23 protein-coding genes and 1 tRNA gene are annotated in these 23,041 nt (G+C 75.2%); 11 read left to right on the top strand and 13 right to left on the bottom strand.

Annotated elements, in window-relative coordinates:
- Nucleotides 1-109 precede the first annotated feature (109 nt).
- From O2W14_RS00770 to O2W14_RS00745, 6 genes are all read right to left on the bottom strand, one after another.
- A complete protein-coding gene (locus O2W14_RS00770; protein WP_269174180.1) occupies nucleotides 110-1,882 on the bottom strand; it encodes a serine/threonine-protein kinase in 1,773 nt (590 codons plus the stop codon).
- Entirely contained in the window at nucleotides 1,882-3,345 is a 1,464-nt protein-coding gene (locus O2W14_RS00765) for a peptidoglycan D,D-transpeptidase FtsI family protein (protein ID WP_269174179.1), read from the bottom strand. The genes O2W14_RS00770 and O2W14_RS00765 overlap by 1 nt, the downstream gene beginning before the upstream one ends.
- Nucleotides 3,342-4,766: an FtsW/RodA/SpoVE family cell cycle protein gene (locus O2W14_RS00760; protein WP_269174178.1), complete on the bottom strand. Its 1,425-nt coding sequence runs from the start codon at nucleotides 4,764-4,766 to the stop codon at nucleotides 3,342-3,344. Before O2W14_RS00760 ends, O2W14_RS00765 begins: the two co-directional genes overlap by 4 nt.
- Complete coding sequence (locus O2W14_RS00755; protein ID WP_269174177.1) at nucleotides 4,766-6,220, bottom strand: PP2C family protein-serine/threonine phosphatase; 1,455 nt, start codon at nucleotides 6,218-6,220, stop codon at nucleotides 4,766-4,768. Before O2W14_RS00755 ends, O2W14_RS00760 begins: the two co-directional genes overlap by 1 nt.
- A 73-nt stretch (nucleotides 6,221-6,293) precedes the next feature.
- Nucleotides 6,294-6,755 carry an FHA domain-containing protein FhaB/FipA gene (locus tag O2W14_RS00750; protein ID WP_269174176.1) on the bottom strand — a complete coding sequence of 154 codons (462 nt, stop codon included), beginning with the start codon at nucleotides 6,753-6,755 and terminating at the stop codon, nucleotides 6,294-6,296.
- A 37-nt stretch (nucleotides 6,756-6,792) separates the two neighbouring features.
- Complete coding sequence (locus O2W14_RS00745) at nucleotides 6,793-7,572, bottom strand: FhaA domain-containing protein (protein WP_269174175.1); 780 nt, start codon at nucleotides 7,570-7,572, stop codon at nucleotides 6,793-6,795.
- A gap of 235 nt (nucleotides 7,573-7,807) precedes the next feature.
- Between O2W14_RS00745 and O2W14_RS00740 the strand changes: the two genes are divergently transcribed.
- A tRNA-Leu gene (locus tag O2W14_RS00740) sits at nucleotides 7,808-7,890 on the top strand.
- A gap of 95 nt (nucleotides 7,891-7,985) precedes the next feature.
- On the opposite strand, the gene O2W14_RS00735 is transcribed toward O2W14_RS00740, so the two are convergent.
- The gene (locus O2W14_RS00735) at nucleotides 7,986-8,441 is read right to left on the bottom strand and encodes a DUF1707 SHOCT-like domain-containing protein (protein ID WP_269174174.1); all 456 of its coding nucleotides are present in this window, start codon (nucleotides 8,439-8,441) and stop codon (nucleotides 7,986-7,988) included.
- 154 nt (nucleotides 8,442-8,595) lie between these two features.
- Between O2W14_RS00735 and O2W14_RS00730 the strand changes: the two genes are divergently transcribed.
- Genes O2W14_RS00730 through O2W14_RS00720 form a run of 3 tightly spaced genes read left to right on the top strand, consistent with a single transcriptional unit; the run spans nucleotide 8,596 to nucleotide 10,487 of the window.
- Nucleotides 8,596-9,531, top strand: a complete 936-nt coding sequence (locus O2W14_RS00730) for an aldose epimerase family protein (RefSeq protein ID WP_269174173.1) — start codon at nucleotides 8,596-8,598, stop codon at nucleotides 9,529-9,531.
- Nucleotides 9,528-10,253: an MOSC domain-containing protein gene (locus O2W14_RS00725; RefSeq protein WP_269174172.1), complete on the top strand. Its 726-nt coding sequence runs from the start codon at nucleotides 9,528-9,530 to the stop codon at nucleotides 10,251-10,253. The genes O2W14_RS00730 and O2W14_RS00725 overlap by 4 nt, the downstream gene beginning before the upstream one ends.
- An 18-nt stretch (nucleotides 10,254-10,271) precedes the next feature.
- Nucleotides 10,272-10,487 carry an RNA-binding S4 domain-containing protein gene (locus tag O2W14_RS00720; RefSeq protein WP_269174171.1) on the top strand — a complete coding sequence of 72 codons (216 nt, stop codon included), beginning with the start codon at nucleotides 10,272-10,274 and terminating at the stop codon, nucleotides 10,485-10,487.
- A gap of 176 nt (nucleotides 10,488-10,663) precedes the next feature.
- Here the strand turns inward: O2W14_RS00720 and O2W14_RS00715 are convergent, their stop codons facing one another.
- The gene (locus O2W14_RS00715) at nucleotides 10,664-11,635 is read right to left on the bottom strand and encodes an endonuclease/exonuclease/phosphatase family protein (protein ID WP_269174170.1); all 972 of its coding nucleotides are present in this window, start codon (nucleotides 11,633-11,635) and stop codon (nucleotides 10,664-10,666) included.
- A 127-nt stretch (nucleotides 11,636-11,762) separates the two neighbouring features.
- Between O2W14_RS00715 and O2W14_RS00710 the strand changes: the two genes are divergently transcribed.
- Together O2W14_RS00710 and O2W14_RS00705 are read left to right on the top strand one after the other, a co-directional pair.
- Nucleotides 11,763-13,343 carry a CYTH and CHAD domain-containing protein gene (locus O2W14_RS00710; protein WP_269174169.1) on the top strand — a complete coding sequence of 527 codons (1,581 nt, stop codon included), beginning with the start codon at nucleotides 11,763-11,765 and terminating at the stop codon, nucleotides 13,341-13,343.
- An 87-nt stretch (nucleotides 13,344-13,430) separates the two neighbouring features.
- Complete coding sequence (locus O2W14_RS00705; RefSeq protein ID WP_269174168.1) at nucleotides 13,431-14,690, top strand: metallophosphoesterase; 1,260 nt, start codon at nucleotides 13,431-13,433, stop codon at nucleotides 14,688-14,690.
- A 131-nt stretch (nucleotides 14,691-14,821) separates the two neighbouring features.
- Here the strand turns inward: O2W14_RS00705 and O2W14_RS00700 are convergent, their stop codons facing one another.
- The gene (locus O2W14_RS00700) at nucleotides 14,822-15,850 is read right to left on the bottom strand and encodes an ATP-dependent 6-phosphofructokinase (RefSeq protein ID WP_269174167.1); all 1,029 of its coding nucleotides are present in this window, start codon (nucleotides 15,848-15,850) and stop codon (nucleotides 14,822-14,824) included.
- Nucleotides 15,851-15,941: 91 nt separating this feature from the next.
- Between O2W14_RS00700 and O2W14_RS00695 the strand changes: the two genes are divergently transcribed.
- Nucleotides 15,942-16,682 (top strand): GntR family transcriptional regulator, encoded by a 741-nt coding sequence (locus tag O2W14_RS00695; RefSeq protein ID WP_269174166.1) that lies wholly within the window; start codon nucleotides 15,942-15,944, stop codon nucleotides 16,680-16,682.
- 26 nt (nucleotides 16,683-16,708) lie between these two features.
- Nucleotides 16,709-17,032 (top strand): EthD family reductase, encoded by a 324-nt coding sequence (locus tag O2W14_RS00690; protein WP_269174165.1) that lies wholly within the window; start codon nucleotides 16,709-16,711, stop codon nucleotides 17,030-17,032.
- 43 nt (nucleotides 17,033-17,075) lie between these two features.
- Here the strand turns inward: O2W14_RS00690 and O2W14_RS00685 are convergent, their stop codons facing one another.
- Entirely contained in the window at nucleotides 17,076-18,194 is a 1,119-nt protein-coding gene (locus O2W14_RS00685) for a GAF domain-containing protein (RefSeq protein ID WP_269174164.1), read from the bottom strand.
- A 140-nt stretch (nucleotides 18,195-18,334) separates the two neighbouring features.
- On the opposite strand from O2W14_RS00685, the gene O2W14_RS00680 reads away from it, so the two are divergent.
- Nucleotides 18,335-20,146, top strand: coding sequence for an EAL domain-containing protein (locus tag O2W14_RS00680; RefSeq protein ID WP_269174163.1), 1,812 nt, complete (start codon nucleotides 18,335-18,337; stop codon nucleotides 20,144-20,146).
- Here O2W14_RS00680 and O2W14_RS00675 read toward each other — a convergent pair.
- On the bottom strand, nucleotides 20,107-20,772 hold the full coding sequence (locus O2W14_RS00675; protein WP_269174162.1) for an MBL fold metallo-hydrolase: 666 nt from the start codon (nucleotides 20,770-20,772) through the stop codon (nucleotides 20,107-20,109). The genes O2W14_RS00680 and O2W14_RS00675 overlap by 40 nt on opposite strands.
- Nucleotides 20,773-20,871: 99 nt before the next feature.
- Here O2W14_RS00675 and O2W14_RS00670 point away from each other — a divergent pair, with 99 nt between their 5' ends.
- The gene (locus tag O2W14_RS00670; protein WP_269174161.1) at nucleotides 20,872-21,084 is read left to right on the top strand and encodes a hypothetical protein; all 213 of its coding nucleotides are present in this window, start codon (nucleotides 20,872-20,874) and stop codon (nucleotides 21,082-21,084) included.
- Nucleotides 21,085-21,158: 74 nt separating this feature from the next.
- Nucleotides 21,159-21,722, top strand: a complete 564-nt coding sequence (locus tag O2W14_RS00665; protein ID WP_269174160.1) for a hypothetical protein — start codon at nucleotides 21,159-21,161, stop codon at nucleotides 21,720-21,722.
- An 8-nt stretch (nucleotides 21,723-21,730) separates the two neighbouring features.
- Here O2W14_RS00665 and O2W14_RS00660 read toward each other — a convergent pair whose 3' ends face one another.
- Both O2W14_RS00660 and O2W14_RS00655 read right to left on the bottom strand, forming a co-directional pair.
- On the bottom strand, nucleotides 21,731-22,018 hold the full coding sequence (locus O2W14_RS00660; RefSeq protein WP_269174159.1) for a hypothetical protein: 288 nt from the start codon (nucleotides 22,016-22,018) through the stop codon (nucleotides 21,731-21,733).
- Between the two features lie 104 nt (nucleotides 22,019-22,122).
- Nucleotides 22,123-22,902 (bottom strand): enoyl-CoA hydratase-related protein, encoded by a 780-nt coding sequence (locus tag O2W14_RS00655; RefSeq protein ID WP_269174158.1) that lies wholly within the window; start codon nucleotides 22,900-22,902, stop codon nucleotides 22,123-22,125.
- Nucleotides 22,903-23,041 lie beyond the last annotated feature (139 nt).

The raw sequence follows: 23,041 nt of genomic DNA, 5'->3' as shown, positions 1-23,041 counted from the left end.
CGCCGGGACCACCCGACCGCGGAGCGGCGGGCCGTCGGCGAGCCTAATCGCTGGCCGGAGCCCCACCGGGAGGACGCGGACGGCGCGGAACGCGTGTGTCACCGGTGGCTCACGGGGCGGTCGACGTGCCCACGGCCTCGCCCAGCGCCGCGGTGGACTCGGTCGTCGTGGACTCGGTCGTCGTGGGCGCGGCCGAGCTCGTGGGCGCTGCGCTCGTGCTCGCCGTGGTCGCGGTCGTCGTCGGGGCGGTGGTCACCGGAGCGCTGCTGCTGCCGCCGGACGGGACAGGCGCGACGGGCGTGCGGCTGGTCGACGTGGCGCTGGGGACGGGTGCCGGCCGGCCGCCACCACCGGGGGCCCCGCCGCCAGCCGAGGTGGGCGCGCTGGTGGTCTGCTGCCCAGCGTCGCTCGTCGGCGCGGTGCTGGTCTCCTCCGCGGGGGGCGCGTAGTCCTCGGTCGCGTAGTAGAGCGTGACGATCGAGCCGCGGTCCACCTGCGAGACGTCGGGGTCGACCGCGGCCACGTCGTCCTCGGCCAGCTCGATCCCGGCCGCGGCGAGCTGCTCGTCGGTGGCCTCCTCGGCGGCGACCACCAGCCCCGCGGTCTCGAGCAGGTCGGTCACGTCGTCGAGGTTCTCGCCGATGTAGGACGCCGGGTCGATGGTGACCAGGTCGGTGCCCGTGGGGCCGGCCGGTGCCGAGGTCACCGCGGACGGTGTGGAACCGGTGAGGGCAGCGGTGCCGTCGGCGTCCCGCTCGTCCCCGCCGGAGTTCAGGACGACGACGCCGGCGACCGCCAGCGCGAGCAGCAGCGCCACGGCCGCGGCCCACAGTGCGCGGGTGCGGCGGCCGCCCGCGGGGTCGTCGTCCTCGCCGTCCCAGTCCTCGGCCGGGGTCGCCCCGCCGCCGGTCGGGGGACCGTGCAGCGGGGGCATGGTGCGTGGGCCCGTGGCGGGGATGACCCCGGTCGCGGCGTCCGCCACCGGGATCACCGTGGTCGCCGCGCCGTCGGCGGCGAGCACCTGGGTGACGCCGGTGGGCGGGGGCACCGCGCGACCGGCGGCGACCTCGCGGACGGCCGCGGCGAAGGCGCCGCCGTCGGGGAAGCGGGCGGCCGGGTCCTTGGACAGCGCCCGGTCGATGAGCTGGCGCACCGCGGGGGGCACGTCGCCCGGCAGCGGGGGCGGCGGCCGGTTGATCTGGGCCAGTGCGATGGCCACCTGCGACTCGCCGTCGAAGGGGCGCACACCGGCGACGCACTCGTAGCCGAGGACGCCGAGGGAGTAGACGTCGGAGGCCGCGGTCACCACGTGGCCCTGCGCCTGCTCCGGCGACAGGTACTGCGCGGTGCCCACGACCATGCCGGTGCGGGTCAGCGGGGCGGCGTCCCGGGCGTAGGCGATGCCGAAGTCGGTCAGCTTCACCACGCCGTCGGGGCGGACCAGCAGGTTGCCCGGCTTGATGTCCCGGTGCACCATCCCGGCCGCGTGCGCGGCCGACAGCCCGTCGCCGGCCTGGCCCAGCACGTCGAGGGTCTGCTCGGCGGTGAGCCGGCCGCGCTCGGCCAGGATCGTGACCAGCGGCTTGCCCTCGACGAACTCCATGATCAGGTAGGCCAGCCGCTGGCCGTCCTCGGTGGTCTCGCCGTAGTCGTAGACCGAGGCGATGTTCGGGTGCGACAGCGCCGCGGTGTGCCGGGCCTCGTTGCGGAACCGGATGAGGAAGCTGGAGTCACCGGTGTACTCGCTCTTGAGCACCTTGACGGCGATGATCCGGCCCAGCGTGCGGTCGCGGGCCTGCCAGACCTCGCCCATGCCGCCGGTCGCGATCGGCTCGGTGACCTGGTACCGGCCGGCCAGCACGGTGCCCACGCGGACGGCCATCAGTTCCCCTGTCCGAGGCGGGCTTCCAGCACGGCGCGCGCGATCGGTGCCGAGGTGTCGCCGCCGGTGCCGCCACCGTTCTTGACGAAGACCGCGACCGCGATCGTCGGGTCGTCCGCCGGCGCGAAGCCGATGAACCAGTTGTGGTCCGGGGCGTCCGTGCCCGTCTCCGCCGTCCCGGTCTTGCCGGCGACCTGCACGCCGTCGATGCGGGCCCGGCGGCCGGTGCCGTTGTCGACCACGCTGCGCATCATCGTGGTCAGCTGCTCGGCGACCTCCGCCGACACCGGCTGCGACATCTCCTCCGGGTCGGTCTGGTCGATGACCGACAGGTCCGGCGCCTGGATCGAGTCGACCAGGAACGGCTTCATCAGGCTGCCGTCGTTGGCCACGGCCGAGGCGATCATCGCCGCCTGCATCGGGGTCAGCTGCACGCTGGACTGACCGATCGAGCTCTGCCCGAGCTGGGCGTCGCCCTCGAACGTGCCGAGGGTGCTGCCCGCGACCTCCAAGGGCATGTCGAGGGTCTCATCGTCGATCCCGAACGCCGCGGCCATCTCCCGCACCCGGTCCTCGCCGAGGTCGATGCCCAGCTGGGCGAAGGCGGTGTTGCAGGAGATGGTCAGCGCGTCGATGAGCCGCTGCTGGCCCGAGGGGTCGCAGGCCTCGTTGCCGAAGTTCTGCAGGTCGGTGGTGGTGCCGGGCAGCACGTAGTCGCGGGGGGCGGCGATCACCGTGTCGGGCGTGTAGTCACCGCCGGCCAGCGCCGCGGCCGAGACGACGACCTTGAAGATCGAGCCCGGGTGGTTGCGCTCGTCGGTCGCCTGGTTGCTGCGCGGGTCGACGGCGCCGGAGCCCTCCTCGGGGGTGATCTCCGAGTCGTAGGCCCGCACCGCGTCCGGGTCGTGCACCGACAGCCGGTTCGGGTCGTAGGTCGGGGTGCTGGCCAGGGCCAGGACGGCGCCGGTCGCCGGGTCCAGGGCCACGACGGCGCCGGTGACGCCGTCCAGGCCCTCCATCGCCGCCTGCTGGACCGCGGGGTCCAGGGTCAGCTCGACGTTGCCGCCGGAGGGGTCGCGGCCGGTGAACAGGTCGGCCACCCGGCGCCCGAAGAGGCGGTCGTCGTCCCCGTTGAGCACCGCGTCCTCCGCCTCCTCCAGCCCCTCGGCGGTGCCGAGGATCGACTGGTAGCCGGTGACCGGGGCGTAGAGCGGGCCCTGCGCGTAGGTGCGGGTGTAGCGCAGCGGGTCGTCGGGAGCGCTGGGCACCGAGGAGGCGATCTCGTTGCCGGCCACCACGATGGCGCCGCGCTCGCGGTTGTACTGGTCGGAGATCCGGCGGGTGTTGCGCTCGTTGTCGCGCAACCCGTCGGCCCGCACGACCTGGATGACGTTGACGTTGACGATCAGCAGGGTGAACAGCACCAGGACGGCGATGGCCACCTTGCGCAGCGGGGCGTTCACGGCCCGACCACCTCCGTGGGCGCCTCGGTCAGCTTGGCCACCGGTGCCGCCGGCGGTGCGGACGGGCGGCGGGCGGCGTCGCTGATCCGGACCAGCAGCGCGATCAGGCCGAAGTTTGCGACCAGCGAGGAGCCGCCGTAGGCGACGAACGGCGTGGTCAGGCCGGTCAGCGGGAGCAGCCCGGTGACCCCGCCGAGGACGACGAACACCTGCCAGGCGAGGGCGAAGGCCAGCCCCGCGGCCAGCAGCTTGCCGAAGCCGTCGCGGACCACGAGCGAGGTGCGCAGGCCGCGCTCGACCAGCACCAGGTAGAGGACGATCAGCGCGACCAGGCCGAACAGGCCCAGCTCCTCGCCGATCGCGGCGGCGATGAAGTCGCTCTTGGCCACCGGCACCTGGTCGGGGCGCCCGCCGCCCAGGCCCGCGCCGAACAGCCCACCGGTGCCGAGGCTGAACAGCGACTGGACCATCTGGTAGCCGCCGGTGTCGGCGTAGGCGAACGGGTCAAGCCAGGTGTCGACGCGCACGCGGACGTGCGAGAAGGCCTGGTAGGCCACGTAGGCGCCGCCGGAGAACAGCAGCAGGCCGATGACCAGCCAGCTGGCCCGCTCGGTGGCGACGTAGAGCATCACCACGAAGATCCCGAACAGCAGCAGCGAGCTGCCCAGGTCGCGCTCGAAGACCAGCACCAGGATCGAGGCCACCCAGGCCAGCAGCACCGGACCGAGGTCACGGCCCCGGGGCAGCTCCAGGCCGGCCACCCGCCGGCTGGCCAGGGCGAGCACGTCGCGCTTGTCGACCAGGTAGGCGGCGAAGAAGACGATCAGGCAGATCTTGGCGAACTCACCGGGCTGGATGGAGAAGCCGGCCACCCGGATCCACAGCTTGGCGCCGTTGATCTCGGAGTTGGGCAGCACCGCGGGGATGGCCAGCAGCACCAGGCCGACCAGCGCCAGCGTGTAGGCGAAGCGGGCCAGCACCCGGTGGTCGCGGACCACCACCAGCACGGCGATGAACAGCGCCAGCCCGACCGTGGCCCACAGCAGCTGGACGGGGGCGTCCTCCCCGGAGTTGTTGCGGCCCAGGGTGTTCCCGGCGATGTCGAGCCGGTGGATCATCACCAGGCCCAGGCCGGAGAGCATCGCGATGCAGGGCAGCAGCAGCGGGTCGGCGTAGGGGGCGAAGCGGCGCACCACCAGGTGGGCGACCAGCCACAGCGCGCTGAACCAGATGCCGAAGGTGGCCAGCTCCGGGCGGAGCGCGTCGGTCAGCGTCAGGTCGACGATGCACTGCGCGGCCATCGTGAGCAGGACGGCGAAGCCCAGCAGCAGCAGCTCGGTGTTGCGCCGCTTCGGGGTGGGTCCGGTGCCGACCGGGGCCGCGTTCGGGTCCGTGCCGGCAGCGCTCGTCAGCCCAGCCACTAGTCGGACTCCCGGCAGTCCACCCCCGGCTCACCGGAGCGGGACTGTCCCGTGACCGGAGCCGAACTGGTGGTCGCGGAGGAGGTGAGGACCGGGTCGCTGCTCGTGGGCGCGCCGCCGGACGTGGTGGGGAGTGCGGGGTCGGTGACCGACGGGGCGCCGGGGAGGCCCACGGTCGGCGGGGTGCTGCTGGGGGCCGGGCTCGTGGTGGCCGGGCTGGAGGTGGGGGTCGGGCCGGCGGAGGGGCAGGGGGGCAGCTGCTGACCCTCCAGGTTGGCCAGGATGCGGTCGGCGTCGGCCCGGTCGGCTGCGTCGATCCCGCCGGCGACCCGGTTGCGGGCGGCCTGGGTGAGGTCACCGGTGGCCAGGGTGGTCGCCGTGTCGAGCCGGTAGAGGTCCACCCCGACGACCGAGGTGTCCAGCCCGCGGAAGACACCGACCCGGTCGCCGTCCGCGGTCTCGGCGACCCCGATGAACCAGTGCCCCATCACGAACAGGTAGCCGCCGATCGCGGCCGCGCCGAGCACCACCACCGCCGTCAGCGCGATCAGGGCCGTGCGCAGCGGACGGCGGCGGCGGACCGGCGGGGAGACGGTGGCCTGGACGGCGGTCGGGGTGCCGGCCGGCGGTTTGGACAGCGCGGCGCGCCCGGCGGCCGAGCGCGGGTCGACCTCGCGCTGGCCGACGTTGTCCCCGGCGGCGCCGTCGATGACCGGGTCGATGCGGGCACCGCGGCCGTCGTCCTCCACGACGTCGGCGACGATGCAGGTGATGTTGTCCGGGCCGCCGCTGCGCAGCGCCAGCTCGATCAGCCGGTCGGCGGTGGCCTGGGCGTCGGGGTCGCGCATCGCCTGGGCGATCGTCTCGTGGCTGACCACGCCGGAGAGGCCGTCGGAGCACAGCAGGTAGCGGTCGCCGGACCGGGCGTCGCGCATCGACAGGTCGGGCTCGACGTCCTGGCCGTTGAGGGCGCGCAGCAGCAGCGAGCGCTGCGGGTGGCTGTTCGCCTCCTCCTCGGTGATTCGGCCCTCGTCGATCAGCGACTGCACGAAGGTGTCGTCGTGGGTGATCTGGGAGAGCTGCCCCTCGCGCATCAGGTAGGCGCGGGAGTCGCCGACGTGGCACAGGCCCAGCCGGCCGCCGGCGAACAGGACGGCGGTGAGCGTGGTGCCCATGCCCTCCAGCTGCGGGGACTCGCGGATCACCTCGCGCAGGTGCTCGCTGCCGTCGAAGACCGCCTGCCGCAGCGCCTGGAGCAGGTCGCCGGACGGGGCGTCGTCGTCGAGGTGCTCGAGCGCGGCGATGACCACCTTGCTGGCCACGTCACCGGCCGCGTGGCCGCCCATGCCGTCGGCGACGGCGAGCAGCCGTGGCCCGGCGTAGACCGAGTCCTGGTTGGTGCCGCGGATGAGCCCGCGGTCGGAACGGGCCGCGTAGCGGAGGACCAGGGTCATCGTCCCTCCTCGCTGGGGCTCGTCGGTGCCTGGACCCGGGGTGCGCTGCTGCTGCGTGACCGTACGAGCCCGGTCACGTGCGGAGCTCCAGGACGGTCTGCCCGATCTTGATCGGCTGCCCGGACCCGACCAGCAGCGGACCCTGCACGCGCTGCTGGTCCAGGTAGGTGCCGTTGGTGGACCCGAGGTCCTCGACGTACCACTGCCCGCCGCGGTTGGTCAGCCGCGCGTGCCGGGAGGAGGCGAAGTCGTCGGTGAGCACGAGGGTCGAGTCGTCGGCGCGGCCGATCAGGATGGCCTGCTCCCCGAGGGTGATCCGGGTCCCGGTGAGGGGGCCGGCGGTGACGACGAGGTGCCGGGGGCCCCGGGAACCCCGCTTGCGGGCCGGTGCCGCGCGGGGCGGCACCGACGCCACCCGGCCGGTGCGGCCACCGAAGAGGTCGGCACGCACCACCCGGAAGGCGGCGAAGACGAACAGCCACAGCAACAGCAGGAAGCCGAAGCGGAAGGCCTGGAGCACGATCTCCGACGTCACGATGCCATCCCGCTCGCGACGGTGTGCACCGACCCGGTCACGCGCCGTCCTGGCGGTAGACCAGCACCGAGTGGCCGACGCGGATCACGTCGCCGTCGAAGAGCTCCTGGAAGCCGACGCGCCGGCCGTTGACCAGCGTGCCGTTGGTCGAGCCCAGGTCCTGGACGGCCACGTGGTCGCCGTCGAGCTGGACGTCGGCGTGCTTGCGGCTGACCCCGGTGTCGGGCAGCCGGATGTCGGCCTCGGTGCCCCGGCCCAGCACGTTGCTGCCCTGCTCGAGCACGTGCTTGGTGCCCGGGCCGTCGACGACGAGCAGGTGGGTGACCTGGGCCGCGGGGTGGCCGGTGACCGGCGGGCCCGCGACCGGGGCGGCGCCGCGCAACGGGGGGAGCGGGGGGACACCCGGCGGCGGGGGTGCCATCGCGGCCGGCGCGGCGCGGGGGCCGTCGTCGCCGACGTGCGAGGCGACCTCGAAGACGCCGGTGCGCAGGTCCTCGTCGCGCTCGAGGCGGACCTCGACGTCGCCGAAGGTCTGGTAGCCCTCGCCCTCGATGTGCTCGCGGACCATGTCGGCGAGCTCGCCGGACAGCTGCTCGGACCACTCGGCCAGGTTGTCGTGGTCGGTGGGGCCGAGGGTCACGACGAAGACGTTGGGGGCCAGGACGCGGCCACCGCCGAGGACGGAGCGCTGCTCGTCGGCCTCGCGCTGCAGGGCGTGGGCGATCTCGGCCGGGTGGACCTTGCCCTTGAACACGCGGGCGAACGCCAGCCCGACCATGCCCTCGAGCCGTCGCTCGAAGCGCTGCAGCACACCCACAGTCGCTCCCTCGCGTTCGGCTGACCTCCCCTGCACCTGAGCGCCGATCGTAACCGGGGGAGGGTCGCCGGACCGTGCGCGCAGGCGCGAGTCCGGCGCACGGGGACGTCCGCCCGGGCTCGCTGGACCGTTCTACCAGGACGGCGCCCCGGGCGCCCCGGGCCGCGCCGGGGGACCCGTGTCGGGGGTGGTGGACGGGAGCCCGGCGGGCGGCTGCTAGAGTTCTCCCTCGCCAGGGCAAGTGGCGGAATGGCAGACGCGCACGGTTCAGGTCCGTGTGTCCGAGAGGACGTGGGGGTTCAAGTCCCCCCTTGCCCACCCAGACTGCTCCTCCGGGAGCGGGGACAGAGCGCCGGATGCCGACAGGCACCGGCGCTCTCGTGCGTCCGGGGTCAGCCTGGCAGCCGGCCGGGTCAGCCGGGCAGCCGGTCGCGGCCGGCACCCCGGTGGGCGGCCAGGCTCTGGCTGAGCAGGACCGCGCCCCAGGGCCCGATGACCCACACCGGCCACGGGTAGAGCACCTGCCCGGCGTTCACCGAGGTCACCGTCCACACGACGAGCACGATCACCGCGGTGACCGCCCAGTTCCGCCACGCGGCGGCCAGGTCGTCCCCGCCGGCGTGGGCAGTCCGCGCGCAGGCGCCGGACGCCGCCACGGGCTCCGCCGCCGCCAGGCCCACCGGAGCGGGCGTCACCGGCAGGTCGGTGGTCAGCTCGGCCAGCTCGCCGTAGGTGCGGGCCGCGTAGGCCCGGGACAGCCGCTCGTCGTACTCGGTGACCGTCAGTCGGCCGGTGGACATCGCGGCACCGAGACGGTCGGCGACCGCGGCCCGGTCGACGTCGGCGGCACGCAGGTGGGGCTCGGGCACGGGGTCCTCCTCGGATCGGCGTCCTCAGTGTGGTGCCGGACCCGGCCGCGGGACCACTGACGTCTGTCACCACCTGACGGCACGTTCCACGTGGAACGGACGCCGGTCGGCTGTGGTGAGCTGTCCTCCCCGGCCGTCTCCCCTGGAGGACCCCATGTCGCTGGACCCGTCGTCGCCCGAGCAGCTCTGGCCCCGCACCGAGCCGCTGGAGACCGAGGTGACCGCCGGCGACGCCCGGCTGGTCGTGGACCTGCGCGGCGGGGGGCTGCGCGAGCTCGTCGTGGGCGACTGGCCCGTGCTCGACGGCTACCCCGCCGGCACCGTGCCCGCGGGACGGCGCGGCGGCGTGCTGCTGCCCTGGCCCAACCGGCTGCGTGGCGGCCAGTGGTCCTGGCGCGGCCGGGACCTGCAGTTGGACGTGGTCAGCGAGGCCTCGCCCAACGCCGTCCACGGCCTGGTCACCGCCCAGCGGTGGGAGGTGCTGGCGCAGCGGGAGGACGCGGTCACCGTCGGGACGACGATCGAGCAGCGCACCGGCTGGCCCTTCCGGCTGGCCGCGGCGGTCGACTACGCGCTGGCGCCGGGGCAGCTGACCGTCACGGTGCGGGTGCGCAACGCCGGCGACCAGGACGCCCCCTTCGGAGCGGGCATGCACCCCTACTTCTCCGTCGGCGCGGACGCCCCCGGTGACGTGTCGGCCGCCGAGCTCTCCGTGCCGGCCCGCACCGCCCTGGTGCTCGAGGGCGGCCTGCCCACCGGCGACAGCCGGCCCTTCGACGGTGCGATCGGCCGGATCGGGGACCTCCCGATCGACACGGCGGTGACCGACCTGGTGCGCGACGACGACGGCTGGGCGCGCACCCGGCTCAGCGGCCCGGCCGGTGCGCTGACCGTCGCGGTCGACGGCGCCTGGCCGTGGCTGCAGGTCTACACCGGCGACACCCTGCCGGCCGACCAGCGGCGGCGCAGCGTGGCCGTCGAGCCGATGACCTGCCCGCCCAACGCCCTCGCCGACGACGTGGACGTGCTGGTCGTGGCGCCGGGGGAGACCTGGTCGGGCAGCTGGACGCTGGAGTGGACGCCGGCGTGACCGGTCCGCTCGAGGTCCTCGAGGTCTGGCGGTTCCCGGTGAAGTCGCTGCTGGGCGAGCGCCTGGAGCGGGCCGACCTCGGGCCCGAGGGCGTGAGCGGTGACCGTGGCTGGGCGCTGTTCGACGTGACCACCGGCTTCGGCCTCACCGCGCGCCGGGTGCCCGAGCTGCTGTTCGCCGCCGGCCGGCTGCGCGCCGACGGCACCGCGGAGGTGGTGCTGCCCGACGGCACCACCACCGCCGAGGACGACGTCCTCTCCGACTGGGCCGGTCGCCGGGTGACCCTGCGGCCGGCCACCGAGGTGCACGGGGACCGACGCTACGAGGACCCCGCCGACGTCGACGACGAGGGCGGGCGGTGGAACCCCTTCTCCGGGGCCGACGGCGCCTTCCACGACAACGCCGACGCCCGGGTGACGCTGCTGTCGACCGGCACCCTGGGCGACTGGGACCGGCGGCGGTTCCGGGCCAACCTCGTCCTGGCCGGTGCCGGGGAGGACGAGCTGGTGGGCCGGCGCGTGCAGGTGGGCACCGCGGAGCTGGACGTCGTCCGGCGGGTGCCGCGCTGCGTGATGACCACCCGGCCGCAGGGCGGCGGGATCGCCCGGGACACCGGGGTGCTCAAGACCGTCCACCGGGAACGCGGTGGGGCGCTCGCCGTGGGCGCGCTGGTCACCCGGCCGGGCACGGTCACGGTGGGCGATGAGGTCGCCGCGGGCTGAGCCGGGGAGGATGGGCGGGTGCGCACCATCGAGCTCCGCTCCGGCGAGGAGTCCATCCGGCTGGGTCAGCTGCTGAAGCTGGTCGACGCCGTGCCCTCCGGCGCCCAGGTCAAGGACGTGCTGGCCGCGGGGGAGGTGCGGGTCAACGGTGAGGTCGAGGACCGCCGCGGCCGGCAGGTCCACCGCGGCGACGTCGTCTCCGTCACCGATCAGGAGGACGTGCAGGTCAGCTGACCGGTACGACCCGGGCGCGCTGGGTGACCGACGCGGCGGTGCGCGGGTGAGTTCACACAGATGTCACACAACTGGCGAGCGGACTCCGGGCGAGCAGGGAAGCTGGGGGCAGCCCGGGCGGCGGTGCTGCGGAACCCGCCGCCCGGGACACTCTTCCCCCTCGTCGGCCCTGTCGGTCAGGCGAGGGCCGGCAGGCGCATCTCGGCGACGAGCGCCCGGTGGTCGCTCCCGGGCACGTGCACGACCTGCAGCCACTGCGGCGTGATCCGCTCGTCGACCAGCACGTGGTCCAGCGTCAGCCGCGGGCGGCCACCGCGGACCGGTGACCAGGTCGACCGCAGCCCGGCACCGGTCGCGCGGGCCACGTCGACCCAGCCGTGGCGCAGCAGCCGGCGGAACGAGGCGTGGTCGGGCGTGGCGTTGAAGTCGCCGGTGAGCACCCGCAGGACTCCGTCCTCGGGGTCGGGCAGCTCGCGCAGGTCCTGCTCCCAGTCGGCGACCCGGGCCGGGCCCTGCAGCGGCGGGTGGGTGTGCACCGCGGTGAGCTCGACGTCGAGGGCGCCGGGCACCGTCAGCCGGACCGCGGGCTGGCCGAAGCGGCCCGGGACCATCGTCCGCTGCTGGACCTCCAGCCGGGTCCAGACCGCACCCCCCGACCCCGGCGGCTGGTCGGGCCCGGCCGGCATCACGTGGCCGTGCGGCAGCAGGTCGGCGATCCCGGCGTCCACGAGCGAGGTCACCCCCTCGGGGGTGACCTCCATCAGCGCCACGACGTCGGCGTCGTGCTCCCGGACGAGGGCGACCACCGTCGCGGCGTCGGCGCGGCCGTGCAGCGTGTTCAGCGAGACGACCCGCAGTCGCGGCCCGGCGGCGTCGGAGACCGGCGCGCTCGGCCGTGCCCTCGGCAGCACGGTGGCGCCGAGCACGAGGGCCGACCCGGCGGCCAGTGCGGTGACGCCCCGCGACCGGCTGAGCAGGGCCGCGGTCAGCGGCAGCACCGAGGTCAGCGCCGCCTGCGGGGTGAAGGACAGTGCCGGCACCAGCGGGAAGCCCCGCTCGGCACCGAGCGCCCGGAGGGCGGCGAACCCGGCCCACGGAGCGGTGAGCGCGAGCGCGACGCGGGCAGGGACACGCGGGGAGGGGCTCACGGTGTCATCGTGCCGGGCCGGGGCGGACCCGTCGTGCAGCGGTGCCGTGTTCATCTTGGTCCTGTAGGACGGACGCCGGACGAGGGCAACGCAACGGTGACGCAGAGTTGAACGAGGAGTGAACGCCATGGCTGACGTGCAGCTGGAGATCGAGCAGAAGTTCGACGTCGAGGAGACGTTCGTGCTGCCCGACCTGTCCGGGGTGCCCGGTGTGGCCGAGGTCCGCGAGCCGGTCGAGCACCACCTCGACGCCGCCTACTACGACACCGCCGACCTGCGGCTGGCCCGCGCCCGGGTCACCCTGCGCCGGCGCACCGGCGGCACGGACGCCGGCTGGCACGTGAAGCTGCCGGCCGTGGCGGGCGCCCGCCGGGAGCTGCACTCCCCGGTCGGCCGCGCCGCCAAGACCCCGCCGAAGGCCGTGCTCGAGCCGGTCCTGGGCATCGTGCGGCAGGCGCCGGCCGCCCAGGTCGCGCTGCTGCGCACCCGCCGGGTGGTCACCGAGCTGGCCGACGCCGAGGGCCGGGTCCTGGTCGAGGTCGCCGACGACCACGTGACCGGCACCGCCTACCCCGCCGGCCCCGGCGAGGCCGCCGTCGTCACCACGTGGCGCGAGGTCGAGGTGGAGCTGGTCGACGGTGACGAGGCGGTGCTCGGGGCCGTCGCCGAGGCGCTCCTGGACGCCGGTGCCCGCCCGGCCGACTCCCCGTCCAAGCTCGCCCGGGTGCTCGGTGACCGGTTGACCGCGCTGGTGCCGGAGCGACCGGCCGCCGAGGCGCCGCGGAAGAAGGACAAGGGGAAGAAGGGCAAGAAGGGGAAGGGCGAGCGGCGCGCACCGGCTGCGGCCGCGGGCGACGTGGTCGCCGCGGCCCTGCGCAGCCAGGTCCAGGCGCTCTCCGACGCCGACCTGATGGTCCGCACCGGCCAGGCCGACGGCGTGCACCAGGTGCGGGTGGCCTGCCGCCGGCTGCGCAGCACGCTGGCCGCCTTCCGGCCGGTGCTCGACCGCACGCAGACCGACCCGGTGCGCGAGGAGCTGGCCGTCGTCGGCTCGGCGCTGTCGCCCACCCGGGACGCCGAGGTGGCCGTGGCCCACCTGCGCGAGCTGGTCGCTGCGCAGCCCGTCGAGCTGGTGCTCGGTCCGGTCGCCGCCCGGCTGCAGCAGGCCGCGGTCAAGGACGAGGCCGCCGGTGACGCGGCGGCCCGCAAGGTGCTCTCCGGGGCGGCCTACCTCCGGCTGCGGGAGGACCTCGACGCCCTGGTCGCCGAGCCGCCGCTGACCGAGACCGCTGTGCGCCCGGCCGACGAGGTGCTGCGCGAGGTGCTCGCGCGCACCACCCGCCGGCTGCAGCGGTCGGTCGAGCTGGCCGAGGGCGCCACCGAGGACGAGGCGCTGCACGACGTCCGCAAGGCCGCCAAGCGGCTGCGCTACACCGCCGAGGCCGCGGTGCCGGTGCTGGGCCGGCCGGTCGCGGAGCTGGTCACCGCGATCAAGGGCGTGCAGGAGGTGCTCGGCGACCGGCAGGACACCTTCATCACCCGCCCGCTGTGCGTCCAGCTGGGGCTGCAGGCCTTCGCCGCCGGGGAGAACGCCTGGACCTGGGGCCGCCTGCACGCGCTGGAGCAGGCCCGGTCCGAGCAGGCCGAGCGGGAGTTCTGGGTGCGCTGGCCCCAGCTGCGCCCCGCGCTGCGGGCCGCGACGAAGTAGCGTCGGGCGGACCGTCCGCCACCGCCCGAGGAGTCCCCGCTGTCCCTGATCCGACTGCTGGGGTTCGGCACGGTCGTGCTGCTGGCCATGGCCCTGCTGCACGGCTACCTCTGGTGGCGGCTGGTCCGCGGCACGACCACCCCTGGGCGCACCCGGCGGCGGCTGACCCTGCTGCTGGCCGGCCTCATGCTCCTGGTCGTGCTCACCGTGGTGCTGCGCGGCCAGGTGCCGCTGGCGGTGGCCACCCCGCTGAACTGGGTCGGCTACAGCTGGCTCGGGCTGGCGTTCTACCTGTTCCTCGCCGTCCTGGTGACCGAGCCGGTGCGCCTGGTGGCCCGGGTGGTGCAGACCGTGCGGCGCCGGCGGGCCCCGGCGGTGCCCGGGCCCGCCACCGTCGAGCCGGCCGCCGTCGAGCCGGCCGCCGTCGAGTCCCCCGCTGTCGAGCCGGTCGCGGCGGCCCCGGCCGGGAGCTCGGCCGTCCCCGATCCGGGGCGGCGGCTGTTCCTGGCCCGCACGCTCGCGGTGGGGGCCGGCGCGGTGGCGGTGGGGACGGCGGGCACCGGTGCGGTCTTCGCCAACTCCGCGCCCGTCGTCCGGCGGATCCCGATCCACGTCCCGCGGCTGGACCCGGCGCTGGCCGGGTTCCGGATCGTCACCTTCTCCGACGGGCACCTGTCCGCCACCTACGGCGGGCGGCGGTTCGAGCGGGTGGTGGAGACGGTCAACGCCCAGCGCCCGGACGTCGTGGCGATCGTCGGTGACCTGGTCGACGACTCGGTCGAGGAGCTCCGCGAGGACGTCGCGCCGCTGGGCGACCTGGTCAGCGACCAGGGCGTGTTCTTCGTGACCGGCAACCACGAGTACTTCGTCGACACCGCCGCCTGGCTGCGGCACCTGCCCACCCTGGGCGTGGAGGTGCTGCGCAACGAGCGGGTGGCGCTCACCCGCGGCGGGGCCACCTTCGACCTGGCCGGCATCGACGACCGGACGGCGGCCGCCTCCGGGCTGGTCGGCCACGGCGCCGACCTCGACGCCGCGCTGGACGGCCGTGACGACGCCGTCCCGGTGGTGCTGATGGCCCACCAGCCGGTGCAGGTCGAGCAGGCGCGGCTGGCCGGGGTGGACCTGCAGCTGTCCGGGCACACGCACGGCGGCCAGCTGTGGCCCTTCGACTACTTGGTGAAGCTGGACCAGCCGGTCACCGAGGGCTGGTCGCAGCAGGGCCCCACCCAGCTGTACGTGACCACCGGCGCCGGGTACTGGGGCCCGCCGATGCGGGTCGGCGCCCGCCCGGAGGTCACCGTCATCGAGCTCCAGCCCGGCCAGCCGGTGCGCCCGCGCCGCTGACCTGCGGGAGGTGTCCTGCGGACAGTCGAGCTTTGCCCCCAGGTGGGGGCAGGGCTCGACTGTCGTGAGGACCAGGTGGTCCCCGGGGTCACCGGCCCGGTCCGGGCCCCACCGCGCGTGGACGGGCCCCGTCAGCCGGTGAAGGCGGAGAGCTCGGCGAGACGGTCCGGCGGGACGGTCTTGAGCCGGGCGACGGCCTCCTTGAGCGGCACCAGGGCGATCTCGGTGCCGTGCAGGGCGACCATGTTGCCGAAGTCGCCGCGGTGCGCGGCGTGGGCGGCGTGCATGCCGAAACGGGTGGCCAGCACCCGGTCGAAGGAGGTCGGGGTGCCGCCGCGCTGCACGTGGCCGAGCACCGTGGTGCGCACCTCCTTGCCGCTGCGCGCCTCCAGCTCCCAGCCCAGCTGCTGGGCCACGCCGGTGAACCGCCGGTGCCCGAACTCGTCGATGCCGCCGTCGCGCAGCTCCATGGTGCCGGGCTTGGGGGTGGCGCCCTCGCTGATCACCGCGATGACGTGCGTGTCGCCGCGGTCGAAGCGGGCGCTGATCAGCTGGCAGATCTCCTCGACGTCGAAGGGCTGCTCGGGCATGAGGATCAGGTGGGCCCCGGCGGCCATCCCGGCGTGCATGGCGATCCAGCCGGCGTGCCGGCCCATGACCTCCACCAGCAGCACCCGCTGGTGGGACTCGGCGGTGGTGTGCAGCCGGTCGATCATGTCGGTGGCGATGCTGACGGCGGTGTCGAACCCGAACGTCAGGTCGGTGCAGTCGATGTCGTTGTCGATCGTCTTCGGGACGCCGACCACCGGCACGCCCTCGTCGGCGAGCCAGGCCGCGGCGGTCAGCGTGCCCTCGCCGCCGATCGGGATCAGCACGTCGATGCCGTGGGACTCGAGCACCTCGCGGGTGCGGCCCAGCCCGTCGTGCAGGGCCTTCGGCGCCGCGCGCATGGTGCCCAGCGTCGTCCCGCCGCGGGTGAGCAGCCGGTCGACCTTGCCGATGTCGAGCGGGGTGGCCTCGTCGTCGAGCAGGCCGCGCCAGCCGTTGCGGAAGCCGATGACCTCGCTGCCGTACTCGATCACCGACGTCCGGACCACCGCCCGCAGGACGGCGTTGAGGCCGGGGCAGTCGCCTCCGCCGGTCAGCACTCCGATGCGCATGAGCTCTCTCCTCCGGGCCAGGCAGTGGTCCAGACCACACCGTACGTCATGACGTCTTGACGACCGGACGTGTGCCGTACCGTTGCGCTCCGTGTCGAGCTCCGAAGGGGGACCCAAGTACCTCGCCGTGCGCGAGGCGCTGCGGCGTCGTGCCTCGGCGCTGCCCGAGCACACCCTGCTCCCTCCCGAGCCGGTGCTGTGCGCCGAGTACGGCGTCAGCCGGATCACCCTGCGCCGCGCGGTCGACGGGCTGGTGGCCGACGGGCACCTGGTGCGTGAACAGGGCCGCGGCACCTTCGTCAGCCGGCCCGGGATCCGGCACGAGTACCGCGAGAGCTTCGTGCACCGGATCGCCGGCTTCCACTCGGTGATGACCGAGCAGGGCGCGCAGGTGGGCACCACCGTGCTGACCCAGCGGGTGGTGCCGGCCGCGCCCGCGATCGCCGCCGAGCTGTCGATGGGGCCGGCCGAGGACGTCGTGGAGCTGGTCCGGCTGCGCAGCGTCGACGGGCTGCCCAACCACGTCGTCCGCAGCTTCCTGCCCGCCTCCCGCTACCCGAAGGCGGCGACCGAGGACTTCGGGCACGGCTCGCTGTACGAGTTCCTGCGCCGGGAGTACGAGGCCGACCTGGCGCACGCCCGGATCATGGTCGACGTCGGGACCGCGGCGGCCGACGAGGCCGGCGTCCTGGACGTGACCACCGGCTCCCCGCTGCTGGTCGTGCGCACCACCGTGCGCGACCGCAGCGGCCACCCGCTGGTGCACTCCTTCTCCCGGTTGCGGCCCGACGTCAGCCAGGTCGAGTTCGAGGTCTCCGTCGGCGGTCGGTGAGCCCGTCGCCGGGGTAGGGGGCTGTCATGACCGTCAGCTACTTCGCCCTGTACCAGACCCCGGACGACCCGACCGGCTTCGAGGAGCGGTACGCCGCCGTCCACGCCGGGCTGGTGGAGACGACCGCCGGCCTGGTCGAGAACCGCGTCCACTCGGTCACCCGTCAGGTCGTCGGCAGGCCCGCGTACCACCTGGTCGCCGAGTTCGTCTTCGACTCCCAGGACGCGCTGGACGCCGCGCTGGCCTCCGCCGAGTGGGCCTCGGCGTGGGACCAGGTGCCGGGCGGGACGGACTCCGTGGCGATGTTCGCGGCCCGGCCGCACGGTGCGGGGGCCGTGGACCCCGGCTGAGACGCCCGGCCCGGGTGCTCGAGGGCCCGGGTGTTCGGAGAGCTCAGGTGACCGGGTCCGCCGGGCCGGTGGCCAGCCACCGGCGGTGCTCCTGCAGCAGCTGCCGGTCCAGCGCGTGGCCCACGTGCAGGGCCAGGTCGGCGGCGACCGCGCACACCGAGGCGTCCAGCTCGCGCCGCTGGGTCCAGCCCAGCGCCAGCGCCCCGATCGCGCTGTGCTGGCCCAGCACCAGCGGCGCGGCCAGCACCGTCTCGGTGTCGGGGCCCAGCGGCGCCAGCTGCGGGAACTCGCCGCTGCCCTCGGCCCGGGTCGCCACGGTGACCAGCCGGCGCTCGGTCATCGCGGCGGTGAGCGGGTGCGGGTCGGTGAGCGCCAGGGTCGCCACCGGCTCGGCCGGGGGCGGGGCGCCGGCGGTCACCGACCAGACGCGCACGTCGGTGCAGCCGGACTCGGCCACGCCCAGCAGCACCGTGCGGCTGCCCAGCGGTGAGCGCACGAACCGGTCGACCGCGCGGAGCACCTCGGGCAGCGAGCCGGCGGTCAGCAGTGCGCCGCTGAGCCGGGCGACCAGCCGGGTGCGGTCGGCCTCGGCCTCGGCCTCGACCAGCATGCTGCGCGCGCGCTCGGCCGCGGCCCGGGCCGTGCCGTCGTCCCGGACGGCGGCGGCCAGGGCCTCGCGCTCGGCCAGCTCGACGGCCTGCACCTGCAGCTGGCGGGAGCCCTCGGCGGCCAGCCGGCTCAGCGTGTCCAGCTCGGCCGCCGTCCAGTCCCGGGGCTGCAGGTCGCAGGCGACCAGGACCCCGATCGGCCGGCCCTGCGCCCCCCACAGCGGCATCCCGGCGTAGGCGACCACGCCCAGCTCCTGCACCGAGGGGCTCTCCGCGGTCGCCGGGTCCTCCCGCGCGTCCCGCAGCACCAGTGGTCGCCCGGTCGCGGTCACCCGCTGGCTCAGCGAGTGGCTCAGCGGCATCGACCGGCGGGTCGCCCACGGCTCGGGCAGCCCGAAGGCCCCGGGGAGGACCTGGCCGGCCTTGGAGACCAGGACGACGAGCGACCGGTCGACACCCAGCGTGCGGGCCACGGTCGCGGCCAGCCGGTCGAATCCCTCGTCGGCCACCGCCGGGAGGGGGGCCCAGGTGGGCAGTTCGTAGTCGGTGCCCATCGCGTCCCCCTGCCTCGTGTCGTCGCTGTCGGCCGACCTGAGAACGCTCACCCGTTGGGAGCAGGCAGATGCTGTCAGACTCCAGGTGCCTGTGCCGGACGCCGGGAGGGGGCGATGTGCAGCAGTTGGGTGGACGTCCGGTGTCCGGCGTGCGCGCCGTGCTCGACGACCGGTCCGTGACCAGCGTCTTCCAGCCGATCGTGGAGCTCGACAGCGGCACGGTGGTCGCCTACGAGGCGCTCGCCCGGGGCCCGGAGGGTCCGCTGCACGCACCCGACGACCTGTTCGCCGCCGCCCGGGCCGAGGGGTGCCTGACCGAGCTGGACCAGGCCTGCCGGGCCGCGGCGCTGCGGGGCGCGGTCCGCGCGGGCCTGCTCGCGCCGCTGACCGTCTTCGTCAACGTCGAGCCCGACGCGCTGGACGAGGAGCCGCTGGCCACGCTGTTCGACCGGACCGACCGCTGGGCCGGCAGCCTGCAGGTGGTCCTGGAGATCACCGAGCGGGCGCTGGCCGCCCGACCGGCGGAGCTGCTGCGCACCGTGGCCCGGGTCCGCGAGCACGGCTGGGCGGTCGCCCTGGACGACGTCGGCGCGGAGTCGCTGTCCCTGGCGTTCATGCCGCTGCTGCGCCCGGACGTGGTGAAGCTGGACCTGCGGCTGGTGCAGGAGCGCCCCGGCCCGGCGATCGCGGAGATCATGAACGCGGTCAACGCCTACGCGGAGTCCAGCGGCGCGGTGCTGCTGGCCGAGGGGATCGAGAACGACCAGCACCTGGCCACGGCCCGGGCGCTGGGCGCGACCCTCGGGCAGGGCTGGCTCTTCGGCCGTCCCGGCACCGGGCTCGCGGCCGGCCGGCGGGCGGGTGCGCTGCGGCTGCCCCCACCGCACCCCGTCGACCCGCCGTGCGACGCCGTGTCGCCGTTCGCGTGCCTGCCGCCCGGTGCGCCGGTGCGGGAGGCGCCCAAGGCGCTGCTGGTCGAGGTGAGCAAGCAGCTGGAACGGCAGGCCATGCGGCTGGGGGAGACCTCGGTGCTGGTCACCGCCTTCCAGACCGCCGGGCACGTCACCCCGGCCACCCGGCTGCGCTACCGGGACGTCGTCGAGCGGGTGGGGTTCGTCGCCGCGCTGGCCGAGGACCTGACCGGCGAGCCGATCCCGGGCCTGCGCAACGCCGACCTGCGGGCCGACGACCCGGTGCGCAGCGAGTGGGACATCGTGGTGCTGAGCCCGCACTTCAGCGCCGCCCTGCTGGCCCGCGACCTGGGCGACACCGGGGCGGAGAGCGAGCGGCGCTTCGCCTTCGCGCTGACCTACGAGCGGGACACCGTCGTGCGCGCCGCGCGGGCGCTGCTGTCCCGGGTGGCGCCCCGGCCGGAGGAGCCCACGGCACCCGCCCCGGCGGCCGTCCCCCGCCTGAACGTCCCGCTCGGGGCCGGTGACCCCGGCGAGGGGCTGCTGCACCGGGCGCTGGCCGCGATCGACACCGGGGTCACCGTCGTCGACCTCCGGCTGCCCGACCAGCCCCTGGTCTACGTCAACCCCGCGTTCGAGCGGATGTCGGGCCATCCCGCCGCGGAGGTGCTGGGCCGCAACTGCCGTTTCCTCCAGCTGCCGGACACCGACCCGGCTGCGGTCGGCCGGCTCCGCGCCGCGATCGAGGCGGGGGAGGAGGTGCGCGAGGTGCTGCTCAACGGCCGGGCCGACGGCAGCACGTGGTGGAACGAGTGCCACCTGACCCCGGTCACCGACGCCGACGGGCGGGTCACGCGGTACATCGGCGTCCAGACCGACGTCACCGCGCAGGTGGAGGCCGAGCGCGCCCTGGTCACCGAGCAGGAGCGCAGCCGGCGCTACGAGCTCCAGCTCGCCCGGCTGGACGCCCGGCTCGGGAGCGCCCGGGTGCCCCTGCCGGCTCAGACGTCGACGGACTCGCCGGGGCTCAGCCGCTCGTAGGGCGTGGGCTGACCCGGGCCGCGCTCGCCGAACAGGCCGGCGAGCAGACCGAGGCCGGTGTCGTTGAGCAGCCCGTCGTGCACCGCGAGGGCCCGCTCGGCGCGCACCTCGCGCAGGTAGTCGATCAGCTCCCCGGTCCTGGACCAGGGCGCGTGCGCCGGCAGCAGCAGCGTCGGGACGGCGACCTCCGGGACGGTCAGCGCGTCGCCGGGGTGGAACACCTGCCCCTCCACCAGGAACCCGACGTTGCGCACCCGCGGGAGGTCGGGGTGGATGACCGCGTGCCACTCGCCGTGCACGGAGACCTCGAAGCCTGCGGCGGTGACGGTGTCCCCGTGGCCGACGGCGTGCACCCGGGCGTGGTCCAGCTGCTCGGCGACCGAGGTGTTGGTCCACACCTCCAGGGCCGGGTCGGCGTCCAGGGCGGCCCGCACCTTCGCCGGGACGAGGTGGTCGGCGTGCTCGTGGGTGACCAGCAGCGCCGAGGCGCCGGCCCAGGCGTCGTCCGCGGTGAACGCGCCGGGGTCGACGACCAGCCGGCGGTCGTCGGCGGAGAGGACGACGCAGGCGTGTCCGTGCTTGGTGAGCTGCACCGGGACCTCCAGGGGGTGGGGTGGGGTCTGCACCGTCGCATGCCGGGGCGCGCACGTGTCGGGCAGGCATCCGGTCGTGTGACGTCCGGGTTGCACGCTCAACCACGGGCGGTCGGCTGCCGACAAGAGGTCATGAGCACCTCGACCCCGACCCTGGTGGCAGCGCGCAGTCGAGCGCACGGACCGGCGGCGGCCCTGTGGCACGCGGTGGAGGTGCACCGGCCCGCGGCCGAGGTCGACGCCGCGTGCGAGCTGACCCTGTGCGGCGCGCTGGCGCGCGTGGACACCGACCAGCACTGGCCGCCGGCCGCGCCCGACGTCTGCCCGGCCTGCGCCACCGTCTGACCCCGCGCACCGCGGCGACCGGGCGCCACCGCTGCCGGTGAGGCGCCGGCCGGGTGCCTCGTTACCGTTCCCGGGTGCACCTGGCGCTCGAACTGCTCGTCCTCGCGTTCGGCAGCGCCTCCTACGTCGTCGGCGCCCGCGACGTCCTCGTCCGGGGGTACGCGCCGAGCGTCTTCAGCCGGGTCGTCTGGCTGCTGCTGGCCGGCATCAGCTCGGCCGGGGTCGTCGCCAGCGGGAGCGGCTCGGGAGCGGTCCTGCTCGCCGGCGTCTTCCTGGTGGGCAACGCCGTCATGTGCCTGCTCAGCCTGTGGAAGGGGACCCGCGAGGTCGGCCGCCTCGAGTACGCCTGCCTGGCGATCCTCGCGGTGAGCGTCCTGGTGTGGCTGGTCTTCGACGCCCCGGTGGTCAGCCTGGTCCTCAGCCTGCTGGCGCACCTCGTCGGCGGCGTCCCGACCTACCGTCGCGCGTGGCGGCGACCCGCCAGCGAGAGCGCCGGCTTCTGGTCGCTGTTCTTCGTCGCCAGCGTGTTCAGCCTGCTCGCGACCTTGGGGGAGCCGGCGCAGTCCCTGGTCTTCCCGCTCTACTTCGTCCTGTTCGACGGGGGCATGACCGCACTGGCCCTGCGGCGTCAGCGGTAGCGGACCGTTCAGCAGGGCGGCCCCTGGACGACGACGACCGGTCGCCCGTCGGCGAGACGGAACAGCAGGACGTCGCCGGCGACGTTGCAGTCCCGTCCCTCCGCCCGCCGCTCCTGTGCCGCGAACGCCGGTCGGTCGGCCGCCGGGACCCACTCGACCAGCGAGTCGCACGGCCACACGCCGACCAGCGCGTCGTCCCGTCTCAGCCACGGGCGGGCTGCGCGGTGGGTCACCCGGCGTCCGTGGGTCAGCAGCTCCCCGTCGGGGGCGTGGAGCACGTCCTCTCCGCCGGACACCGGTTCATCCTGACGCGGCGCGGGCGTGCGGTCCACCGAGATGACCGCGTCGGTGGCCGGTAGGACGAGCGGCCCCACCCACCCGGTCCTGGCCGGCTGAGGCCTCAGCGGCCGGTGAACCGGGCCGGCCGCTTGGCCAGGAACGCCTCGACGGCCTCGCGGTGGTCGGCGGTCGCGCCCAACTCGCCCTGCAGTCCCGCCTCCAGGGCCAGCGTCGTCTTCAGCGTGTCGGTGCCGGCGGTGGCCAGCACCGTCTTCACCGCCCGGTACGCGGCCGTCGGTCCGGTGGCCAGCCGGGTGGCGAGCGCCTGCGCCTCGGCGTGCACCTCCTCTACCGGGACGACGCGGTGCACCAGACCCCAGCCGGCGGCGGTCTCGGCGGTGAAGGGCTCGGCCAGCAGGAGCAGCTCGGCGGCCCGGGACCCGCCGACGCAGTGCACCAGCCGGGCGGCGACCGCCGAGTCGCTGGACAGCCCGATGCCGGCGAACGCGGTGCTGAGCTTGGCCCCGGCGGCGGCGACCCGCAGGTCACCGGCCAGCGCCAGCCCCAGCCCGGCCCCGGCACAGGCACCGTTGACCCCGACGACCACCGGCACCGGCACCGCGGCCAGCGCCAGCAGCAGCGGGTTGTACTCGGCGGCCACGACCCCGAGGGAGTCGGCGGCCCCGCCGCGGAGCACCTCGGCGTGCTCGGTGAGGTCCTGGCCCAGGCAGAACGCCCGACCGCTGCCGGTGAGCACGACCGCGCGCACCGACGCGTCGGCCGAGAGCTCCCGGACGACGGCCAGCAGCTCGGTGCGCAGCCGGGAGGTCAGCGCCGGTCGCAGCAGGGTCAGCGTCGCGACGCCGCCGGTGTCGGTGCGGGTGACGGTGGGCTCGGACATCGTCGTCCTCTCGGTCGTGCGGCGCGGTGGGGCGTCCCCGAGAATTCTCCGGCCCCGGTTCAACGCCCGGGCCTCGGGCTGCGTACTCCCTGACGACGGTCCTCCACGGGGCCGGCGCGGACGGCCCGGCCCTGGTCCG

Origin of the sequence: Modestobacter sp. VKM Ac-2986, assembly GCF_026967795.1 — a bacterium.
Classification (GTDB): Bacteria; Actinomycetota; Actinomycetes; order Mycobacteriales; family Geodermatophilaceae; genus Modestobacter.
The sequence above is the reverse complement of the archived record's forward strand: the minus strand, read 5'-3'. Positions and strand labels throughout refer to the sequence as shown.

Coding starts and splice junctions, on each gene's coding strand:
- O2W14_RS00770 (WP_269174180.1), bottom strand. CDS start 1,882: ATGGCCGTCCGCGTGGGCACCGTGCTGGCCGGCCGGTACCAGGTCACC.
- O2W14_RS00755 (WP_269174177.1), bottom strand. CDS start 6,220: ATGACCCTGGTCCTCCGCTACGCGGCCCGTTCCGACCGCGGGCTCATC.
- O2W14_RS00730 (WP_269174173.1), top strand. CDS start 8,596: ATGTCGCTGGACCCGTCGTCGCCCGAGCAGCTCTGGCCCCGCACCGAG.
- O2W14_RS00710 (WP_269174169.1), top strand. CDS start 11,763: ATGGCTGACGTGCAGCTGGAGATCGAGCAGAAGTTCGACGTCGAGGAG.
- O2W14_RS00705 (WP_269174168.1), top strand. CDS start 13,431: ATGGCCCTGCTGCACGGCTACCTCTGGTGGCGGCTGGTCCGCGGCACG.
- O2W14_RS00700 (WP_269174167.1), bottom strand. CDS start 15,850: ATGCGCATCGGAGTGCTGACCGGCGGAGGCGACTGCCCCGGCCTCAAC.
- O2W14_RS00690 (WP_269174165.1), top strand. CDS start 16,709: ATGACCGTCAGCTACTTCGCCCTGTACCAGACCCCGGACGACCCGACC.
- O2W14_RS00685 (WP_269174164.1), bottom strand. CDS start 18,194: ATGGGCACCGACTACGAACTGCCCACCTGGGCCCCCCTCCCGGCGGTG.
- O2W14_RS00670 (WP_269174161.1), top strand. CDS start 20,872: ATGAGCACCTCGACCCCGACCCTGGTGGCAGCGCGCAGTCGAGCGCAC.
- O2W14_RS00655 (WP_269174158.1), bottom strand. CDS start 22,902: ATGTCCGAGCCCACCGTCACCCGCACCGACACCGGCGGCGTCGCGACG.